General features: G+C 71.5%; 6 protein-coding genes and 1 pseudogene. 1 reads left to right on the forward strand and 6 read right to left on the reverse strand.

The window, feature by feature from the left end:
• Positions 1 to 3: 3 nt before the first annotated feature.
• From ACFWIS_RS04035 to ACFWIS_RS04050, 4 genes are all read right to left on the reverse strand, one after another.
• Positions 4 to 1,701, reverse strand: coding sequence for a glycoside hydrolase family 13 protein (locus ACFWIS_RS04035; protein WP_380453184.1), 1,698 nt, complete (start codon positions 1,699 to 1,701; stop codon positions 4 to 6).
• 89 nt (positions 1,702 to 1,790) lie between these two features.
• Positions 1,791 to 2,696 (reverse strand): sugar ABC transporter permease, encoded by a 906-nt coding sequence (locus ACFWIS_RS04040; RefSeq protein ID WP_380453186.1) that lies wholly within the window; start codon positions 2,694 to 2,696, stop codon positions 1,791 to 1,793.
• A gap of 70 nt (positions 2,697 to 2,766) precedes the next feature.
• A complete protein-coding gene (locus tag ACFWIS_RS04045; RefSeq protein WP_380453188.1) occupies positions 2,767 to 3,768 on the reverse strand; it encodes a carbohydrate ABC transporter permease in 1,002 nt (333 codons plus the stop codon).
• A 79-nt stretch (positions 3,769 to 3,847) separates the two neighbouring features.
• Positions 3,848 to 5,128 carry an extracellular solute-binding protein gene (locus ACFWIS_RS04050; protein ID WP_380453189.1) on the reverse strand — a complete coding sequence of 427 codons (1,281 nt, stop codon included), beginning with the start codon at positions 5,126 to 5,128 and terminating at the stop codon, positions 3,848 to 3,850.
• A 311-nt stretch (positions 5,129 to 5,439) separates the two neighbouring features.
• Here ACFWIS_RS04050 and ACFWIS_RS04055 point away from each other — a divergent pair, with 311 nt between their 5' ends.
• Positions 5,440 to 5,940 carry a GNAT family N-acetyltransferase gene (locus ACFWIS_RS04055; RefSeq protein WP_380453191.1) on the forward strand — a complete coding sequence of 167 codons (501 nt, stop codon included), beginning with the start codon at positions 5,440 to 5,442 and terminating at the stop codon, positions 5,938 to 5,940.
• Positions 5,941 to 5,959: 19 nt separating this feature from the next.
• Here the strand turns inward: ACFWIS_RS04055 and ACFWIS_RS04060 are convergent, their stop codons facing one another.
• A complete protein-coding gene (locus tag ACFWIS_RS04060; protein WP_380453192.1) occupies positions 5,960 to 7,036 on the reverse strand; it encodes an aldose epimerase family protein in 1,077 nt (358 codons plus the stop codon).
• Between the two features lie 203 nt (positions 7,037 to 7,239).
• A pseudogene (locus tag ACFWIS_RS04065) lies at positions 7,240 to 8,346 on the reverse strand (ATP-binding protein); the annotation flags it as partial.

Below are 8,346 nucleotides of genomic sequence, written 5' to 3' on the forward strand. Positions count from 1 at the left end.
ACGTCAGACCGCCCACCAGCCGGTGGCGTCCGGAGCGAGCACCGTCTCTCCGCCGTCCACCACGAGTTCGGTCGAGGCGAGCAGCAGCCGGCCCGGTGCGGGGATGCGCACCGGTTCGCCGGTGGTGTTCACGGTGCAGACGAAGGAGCCGCGCCGGAAGGCGAGAGTGCCCTCGGGGCCGTCCAGCCAGTGGACCTCGGTGCCGGCGCCGAGGTCGGGCTGGGCCCGTCGGACGGCCAGCGCGCTGCGGTAGAGCTCCAGGGTGGAGGTCGGGTCGCCGGTCTGCGCCTCGACGCTCAACTCGGCCCACTCGGCCGGCTGCGGCAGCCAGGACGGTCCGCCCGCGACCGGCCCGAAGCCGTAGGGGGCCTCGGTGCCGGACCACGGGATCGGGACGCGGCAGCCGTCGCGGTAGCCGTCCTGGCCGGCCTGGCGGAAGAAGGACGGGTCCTGGCGGACCTCGTCGGGCAGGTCGGTGACGTCCGGCAGGCCGAGTTCCTCACCCTGGTAGACGTAGGCGGAGCCGGGCAGCGCGAGCATCAGCAGGGTGGCGGCGCGGGCCCGTCGCAGACCGAGCGCACGGTCGCCGGGGGTGCGGATCTGGGTGCCGAGGCCGGGCTCGTTGGCGAAGCGGGTGGCGTGCCGGGTGACGTCGTGGTTGGAGAGCACCCAGGTGGTGGGGGCGTCGACCGGACGCATCGAGTCGAGCGAGAGGTCGATCACCTCGCGCAGCGCGGCGGCGTCCCAGTCGGTGCCCAGGTACTGGAAGTTGAAGGCCTGGTGCAGCTCGTCCGGGCGGACGTAGTTGGCGGTGCGCTGGACGGTCGGGGTCCAGGCCTCGGCGACGCCGATCCGCTGCCCCGGGTACTCGTCGAGGATCTTGCGCCAGCTGCGGTAGATCTCGTGCACGCCGTCCTGGTCGAAGAACGGCATGACGTCGTTGCCGAGCAGCTTGAGCTGGTCGGCGCCGCCGAGGTCGGGCAGGCCGGGGGCCTTGACCAGGCCGTGGGCGACGTCGATGCGGAAGCCGTCCACGCCCATGTCCAGCCAGAAGCGCAGGATCGAGCGGAACTCGTCGGCGACGGCCGGGTTCTCCCAGTTGAAGTCGGGCTGCTCCGGGGCGAACAGGTGCAGGTACCAGTCGCCGGGGGTGCCGTCCGGGTTCTCGGTGCGGGTCCAGGCCGGGCCACCGAAGATGGACTCCCAGTCGTTGGGCGGCAGTTCACCGTTCTCGCCCTTGCCGGGGCGGAAGTGGTAGCGCTCGCGCAGCGGGGAGCCCGGCCCTTCGCGCAGGGCGCGCTGGAACCACTCGTGCTGGTCCGAGGAGTGGTTGGGGACGAGGTCGACGATGATCCGCAGCCCCAGCTGGTGGGCGTCGCGGATCAGCGCGTCGGCGTCCAGCAGGGTGCCGAACATCGGGTCCACCGCGCGGTAGTCGGCGACGTCGTAGCCGGCGTCGGCCTGCGGCGAGGCGTAGAACGGGGAGAGCCAGACGGCGTCCACGCCGAGGTCCCGCAGGTACGGCAGGCGGCTGCGGATGCCGGGCAGGTCGCCCATGCCGTCCCCGTTGGAGTCGGCGAAACTGCGCGGGTACACCTGGTAGATGACCGCGTCCCGCCACCAGCCTCTGGACACGCCCGCGTTCGCCTCGTGAGCGGTCTCGGCGGAAGGCCGGGAGGTGTCGGCCAGGTTCTGGGTCATGGACGGTATCCCTTGGGGACTAGAGGAGCGGGAGCGCTTGGTCATCGGGAAGCGCTGGGACGTGCGGAGCGCCGGGCCGGCGCGCGGCGTCAGGACTTGGAGGCACCGGCGGTCAGACCGGTGACCAGGTGGCGCTGCACCAGGTAGAAGAAGGCCGCGGACGGGATGGCGATCAGCACGGCGGTGGCGGCCATCAGGTTCCACTGGGCGTCGTGCTCGCTGACGAAGCTCTGCAGGCCGACGGCCAGCGTGTACTTGTCGGAGCTGAGCATGAACGTGGAGGCGAACGGCACCTCGGCCCAGTAGGTCAGGAAGGAGTAGAACGCGGCCACCGCCAGGCCCGGCCGGGCGAGCGGCAGCACCAGCCGCCAGAAGGTGCCGAACGGGCTGAGCCCGTCGACCCGGCCGGCCTCGTCGATCTCCACCGGGATGGTGTCGAAGTAGCCCTTCATCAGCCAGGCGCAGTACGGCACGGTGGTGGTGGAGTAGACCAGGATCAGGCCGGCGTAGCTGTCCAGCAGGTCCAGCTCGGAGAGCATCGTGTACATCGGCACGATCAGCACCGCGATCGGGAACATCTGGGTGACCAGCAGCGACCACATCAGCGGCCGGTGCCCGGGGAACCTCATCCGGGAGACGGCGTAGCCGGCGGTGGCGGCGAGCAGCACGCCGAACACGGTGGTCACCCCGGCGACCAGCAGCGAGTTGCCGAACCAGGTGAAGAAGTCGGTGTCGCCCAGCACGTGCTGGTAGTTCGACAGCGTGAGCTTGCCGAAGATCTGGCCGGGGTGGAGGTAGTCGTTCTTGTCCGGCCCGAGCGAGACGAAGAGGATCCAGGCGACCGGGAACAGCGCGATCAGGCTGGCCAGGATCAGGACGCCGTGGGACAGCGCCTTGGACAGCGGGCTGCTCTCGCCGCGCGGGCGGAACTTGACGGGTCGCGCGGTCGGGGCCGCGGTCGTCGTGGGAGCGGGGCGTTCGGTGGTGGTGCTCATCGGGGTTACCTGCCTTCGTGGGTCGACCGGTGGGGGTCGGCTGGGGTCCGGGTGGACTCGGTCCGGGGCCTCAGCCGTTGGCCTGCTCGTTGCGGGCGAGCCAGCGCCGGTAGAAGGCGGTGAAGACGATCAGGATGGACAGCAGGATCACGCCGTACGCGGCGGACCCGGCGTAGTCCCGGGGGATCTGGCCGAAGCCCAGGCGGTAGGCCCAGGTGACCAGCAGCTGGGCGTCCGGGGCGCCCTTGCCGAACAGCAGGAAGATCACGTTGAACTGGTTGAACGTCCAGATCACGCCGAGCAGCACGACGGTGGAGGAGACGCTGCGCAGCCCGGGCAGGGTGATGTGCCGGAACTGCTGCCAGCGGGTGGCGCCGTCCATCTCGGCGGCCTCGTACAGTTCGGCCGGGATCGACTGCAGCCCGCCGAGCAGCGAGATCATCATGAACGGCACGCCGGCCCAGGTGTTGACCAGGATCGCGGCCGCCTTCTGCGCCCACGGGTCGGTGAGCCAGCCGGGCTCGGGCAGGTGCAGGGTGGAGAGCAGGGTGTTGACCACGCCGCCGTCGGAGAGCATCAGCCGCCAGGAGAAGACCGTGACGAAGGTCGGGACGGCCCACGGGAGGATGAGCATCATCCGGTAGGCGGCGCGCCCGCGCAGCTTCTTGTTGAGCAGTACGGCGAGGCCGAGGCCGAGGGTGTAGTGCAGGCAGACGCAGATGACCGTCCAGGCGATGGTCCACACGAAGTGGGACCAGAAACGGTCGTACGAGCCCGGGCCCCAGAGGATGTCGGCGTAGTTGTGGAAGCCGATGTACTGGTAGCTGGCCGGGATCTCGTTGACGCCGATCTTGCGGGCGACGTTGAGGCTGTTGGCGTCGGTGAGGGTCAGCCAGATGCCCTGGACCAGGGGATAGAACACCAGTGCGCCGAGCACCAGCACGACCGGGGCGATCATCGCGTAGGCGTACCAGTGCCTCGCGTAGGAGCGCTTGAGGCGTTCCAGCGGACCCGGACGCTGATCGCGCTCCCGGCTGCCCTTGCCGGTGGCGCCCTGCACGGCGACTGACATCGTTTGCACCTTCTCGGGGGGATTTCTCGGGGGAGCCGACAGCCCGGCCCGCCGGGGTCGGCGGGCCGGGCGGTGGTGACTACTTGGCGAAGCCCGGCAGGAGCTTGGCGTAGTCCGTGGCCACGGTGTTCAGCGCGTCCTGGGTGCCGGTGCCCTGGACGGTCTTGCCCAGGTTGGTGCCGAGCGAGTCGAACAGCGAGCTGTACTCGGGCAGTTCGGGGCGCGGCTTGGCGCTGCCGAGGATGGCCTGGAAGCCGGCGATGCCCGGGTCGGCCTTGACGTCCGCGGTGTAGGCGTCCGAGCGGGTCGGCAGGGTGGAGTTCTTCTGCGCGATGAAGGCCTGGCTCTCGGCCGAGGTCATGAAGGCGGCGAACTTCTCGGCGGCGGCCTTGTGGGCCTTGTCGGCGCCGGCGTAGACGGCGATGTTGTGGCCGCCGGTGGGGGCGCCGGCCTTGCCGCTGGAGCCGGCCGGGACGGGGGCGATGCCGAGGTTCTTCTTGTCGGCGAACGCGGAGCCCTTGTAGATGTTGGTGATCTCCCACGGGCCCTGGATGATCGCCGCGACCTTGCCGCTGTTGAAGGCGTCCATCATGTGGGCGTAGGCGTCGGTGGTGACGTCGGCCTTGGCCGTGCCGGGCGAGGTGAACATCGACTTGTAGGTCTCGATGCCCTTGACGGCCTCGGGCGAGGTGATGGTGATCTTCTTGTTGGCTGCGTCGACCGCGTCGGTGCCCTCGCCGAACAGGAACGGCATCGCGTAGTAGCCGTCGGCGGCCTTCATCCAGAAGCCGTCGACGCCCGCCTTGTCCTTGACGGCGGCGGCGTCGGTCTTCAGCTCGTCCCAGGTCTTGGGGGCGTCGGTGATGCCGGCCTTGGCGAACAGGTCCTTGTTGTAGAGGAGGCCCAGGGTGTCGGTGACCAGCGGGACGCCGTACAGCTTGCCCTCGTACTTGGCCTGCTGGATCAGGCTGGGCTGGAAGGCGGAGGCGTCCGCGGCGGCCGGGGTGCCGTCCAGCGGCTCCAGGAAGCCGGCCTTGGCGAAGGCGGCGGTCCAGCCGACCTCGGAGCGGAAGACGTCGGGCGCACCCTTGGCCCCCATGGCCGTCTGCAGCTTGTTCTGCGCCTGGTCGAACGGCACGTTGACGACGTCGACCTTGATGTTCGGGTTGGCCGCCTCGAACTTCTTGACCAGTTCCTGGTAGTTAGGAGCCTCGTTGGTGGCGTTCGACGTGTCCCAGTAGGTAAGAGTGACCGGGCCGTCGGCCTTGCCGTCCGAGCCGGAGCCGCCACTGCTGCCACAGGCAGCCATCGAGACCGCGAGGGCCACAACGAGGGCAGAGGCCGCGATGCCACGCCGCATGAGAACTCCTAGGGAGGGTGGGGGTGCCCGAGATGTTCGGAGACAGGCGCATAATGGCTGCCTCGTGCCGACCGCACCGTTGCTGCCGTCGGGCTCGGGAAGGAAGTTAACAGCGGCGCAAGATCAACGGAAAGGTCTTGCAGCAAGTTTCTGCAAGAAACCGCGATCGTTACGCCCGCGTGTCCTGGGCGTGGCCGCACGGTAGTTGACGGCACGGCGCAATGTCCGTCTTCGTCCGTTTCGCCCCGATCCGGACCGGCTGACAGAACCACCCTGCGTGGCCGAAAGGCGCTTGCAGCAGACTGGTGCGCATGCGCATCAGAGCCGTCACCGAGGACGACCTGCCCCTGCTCGGCGAACTGGAGCGGGCCGCCGGAGCCCCCTTCGCGGAGATCGGGATGCCCGAGGTCGCCGAGGACGAGCCCCCCGCCCCGGAGGACCTGGCCCGCTACCTGCAGCACGGCACCGCCCTGGTCGCCGAGGCGCCCGACGGCAGCATCGCCGGCTACCTGCTGGCCGAACCGGTGGACGGCGCGCTGCACGTCGAGCAGGTCTCGGTCCACCCCGACCACGCCCGGCAGGGCATCGGCCGGGCCCTGATCGAGCACCTCGCCGCGGGCACCGACGCCCCCGCGCTCACCCTGACCACCTTCGCCGACGTCCCCTGGAACGCCCCCTACTACGCCCGCTGCGGCTTCCGCCCGCTGACCGACGCCGAACTCACCCCCGGCCTGCGCGGGATCCGCCGCCAGGAGGCCGAGCACGGCCTCGACCGCTGGCCCCGGCTCTGCATGCGCCGGGACCTGCGCTGATCACCGGGACCTGCACCGATCAGCTGACGCCCAGCCGCAGCACCGTGGTCGAGCGGAACTCCTCCCCCGGCCGCAGCACGGTGCTCGGGAAGGCCGGGTGGTGCGGGGAGTCCGGGAAGTGCTGGGTCTCCAGCGCGATCCCGGCGAACGGCCCGTACGGCACCCCGCTCGCACCGGTGACCGCGCCCTGGAACTTGTTCGCCGTGTAGACCTGGACACCCGGCTCGGTGGTCAGCACCTCCAGGGTGCGGCCGCTGACCGGGTCCTCCAGCAGTGCCGCCCGCGCCGGGCCGCCGTCCGCCGGGCGGGGTCGCAGGACCCAGTTGTGGTCGTAGCCGCCCGGGCCGGCCAGCTGCGGGTGCTCGTCGTGCACCGACTTGCCGATCGGGGTGGCCACCGTGAAGTCGAACGGCGTGCCGGCCACCGGCTCGGTCCGCCCGTACGGGATCTGCCGCTCGTCGGCCGGGGTGTACCCGTCGGCGTCCAGGGTGAGCAGGTGGCCCAGGACGTCGCCGCTGCCCTCACCCGAGAGGTTGAAGTACGCGTGGTTGGTCAGGTTGACGACGGTCGGCTTGGTGGTGACGGCGCGGTAGTCGATCACCAGCTCGCCACCCGTGCCCGGGGTGTGGGACAGCGTGTAGGTGACGGTGACGTCCAGCGCCCCCGGGAAGCCCTGGTCGCCGTCCGGGCTGTGCAGCCGCAGCAGCACCCCGCCCTCGACCGGCTCGGCCGCCCACATCCGCTGGGCGAAGCCGTCCGGCCCGCCGTGCAGGGTGAGGCCGCCGCCGGTCGGGGCGAGCGGGTGCGCCTCGCCGTCGATGGTGACGCTGGAGCCGTCGATCCGGTTGGCGTACCGGCCCACCACCGTGCCGTAGTGCCGGGCCGGGCCCAGGATCTGCGCCAACTCGTCGGTGGACAGCAGCAGTTGGGCGGTGCGCCCGGCGCGGTCCGGAGCGCTGAGGGTGTGCAGGGTGGCGCCGAGGGTGAGCACGCTCGCCTCGTACGGGCCGGCGGTCAGCGTCCAGCGCTGGATCGCCGCGCCCGCGCCCGAGGGGTCGAGGGGTTCGCGGCGCACACTGGTGGCCTCGCTCGCCATGGCCTGCTCCTCACTGGCGGCAGCGGTGCCGCCGCTTCCGCCCGGTGTCCCGTTCCGTCCGGGGGGCGTCTCGGCGGCCCCCCGTGGTGTCCGTCAGCCTAGCGAGGGCGGGCCCGGCAGGGGCGCTCTCACGCCTCCGCGCGCCGCCCGAACGCCACCGTGAGCTACCGCCCGCGGGGCGCCGGTCGGAAGCCCCCGAGCCGCTACGCCCCCGGCTCCTCGCCGCCCCGCTCCGGCCGCAGCCCCAGCGCCGAAGCCAGCCCGTCCGGCCCGGTGCCCGCCTTGCGGTAGACCGCCGCCAACCGCCGGTTGACCAGGCTCAGGTGCACCCCGAGCTCCTCCGCGATCCGCTGCGGCGGCACGCCCTTGACCGCCAGGTCGGCGACCTCCCGCTCCGGCCCGCTGAGCGCCTCCAGCGTCTCCCCGAAGCCGTGCAGCCCCAGCCGGTTGGGCCGCAGGCCGTAGTTGGCCAGCTCCCGCCGGGCCCGGTCGACGAGCTTCTCCGCCGAGCAGTGCTGGGCCAGCTCGATGCCCTGGTACAGGTACTCCTGGGCGTCCTCCAGCCGCCCGACCCGGCGCAGCGCGGCGCCGAGGTCGACCAGCGCGACGGCGTGCTCGTACCCGGCCGGGGACTGCCCGAGGTGCTCGACCGCCTGCTCCAGCACCTCCACCGCCTGCTGACCGTCCTCGATCCGCGCCTGCAGCCGCAACGCGCTGCCGATCGCCGAGGCGGTGCCGAACTTGCGGGCGTCCCGGACGGCCTTGTGGGCGTAGTCGCGGGCGCGCTCCGGCTCGTCGGCGGAGATCGCGACGGCCAGGTGCCCGGCCCACGGCGCCCAGACGGTGTTGTGCCAGCCGCGGACCTCCAGCTGGGCTCCGGCCTCGGTCAGCGCGGCGGCCGCGCCGGCGTAGCGGTTCTTGGCGACCAGCAGCTTGCCGTACAGCGAGGCGGCGTCCGGCAGCACCATGGCCGTCGCGTGGTACGGCGGGTGGAAGCCGAACTCGTTGGCCAGCTCCCAGGCCTGCTCGACCCGGCCGCGGGCGATCAGGGTGTCCACCAGCACGCCCACGGCGTCCCAGGCCAGCGGCAGCTTGGCGCCGATCCGCTCGGAGATGCGGTAGGCCCGGCCCAGGAAGTCCTCGGCCTCGGCGAGCAGCCCGCGGCGGAACCGGGCCAGCCCCATCAGGAAGTACGCGAAGCCCCGGTGGGCACGGCTCCAACCGGCCAGCTCGAACTGGATGATGGCGTCCGCGGCCAGCCGCTCGGCCTGGGCGATGCGGTCGTTGTAGATGTACGTGAGGCAGAGCAT

The sequence above is a fragment of the Kitasatospora sp. NPDC127060 genome (assembly GCF_042724935.1).
In the GTDB taxonomy this organism is placed as follows: domain Bacteria; phylum Actinomycetota; class Actinomycetes; order Streptomycetales; family Streptomycetaceae; genus Kitasatospora.

Coding starts and splice junctions, on each gene's coding strand:
- ACFWIS_RS04035 (WP_380453184.1), bottom strand. CDS start 1,701: ATGACCCAGAACCTGGCCGACACCTCCCGGCCTTCCGCCGAGACCGCT.
- ACFWIS_RS04040 (WP_380453186.1), bottom strand. CDS start 2,696: ATGAGCACCACCACCGAACGCCCCGCTCCCACGACGACCGCGGCCCCG.
- ACFWIS_RS04045 (WP_380453188.1), bottom strand. CDS start 3,768: ATGTCAGTCGCCGTGCAGGGCGCCACCGGCAAGGGCAGCCGGGAGCGC.
- ACFWIS_RS04050 (WP_380453189.1), bottom strand. CDS start 5,128: ATGCGGCGTGGCATCGCGGCCTCTGCCCTCGTTGTGGCCCTCGCGGTC.
- ACFWIS_RS04055 (WP_380453191.1), top strand. CDS start 5,440: ATGCGCATCAGAGCCGTCACCGAGGACGACCTGCCCCTGCTCGGCGAA.
- ACFWIS_RS04060 (WP_380453192.1), bottom strand. CDS start 7,036: ATGGCGAGCGAGGCCACCAGTGTGCGCCGCGAACCCCTCGACCCCTCG.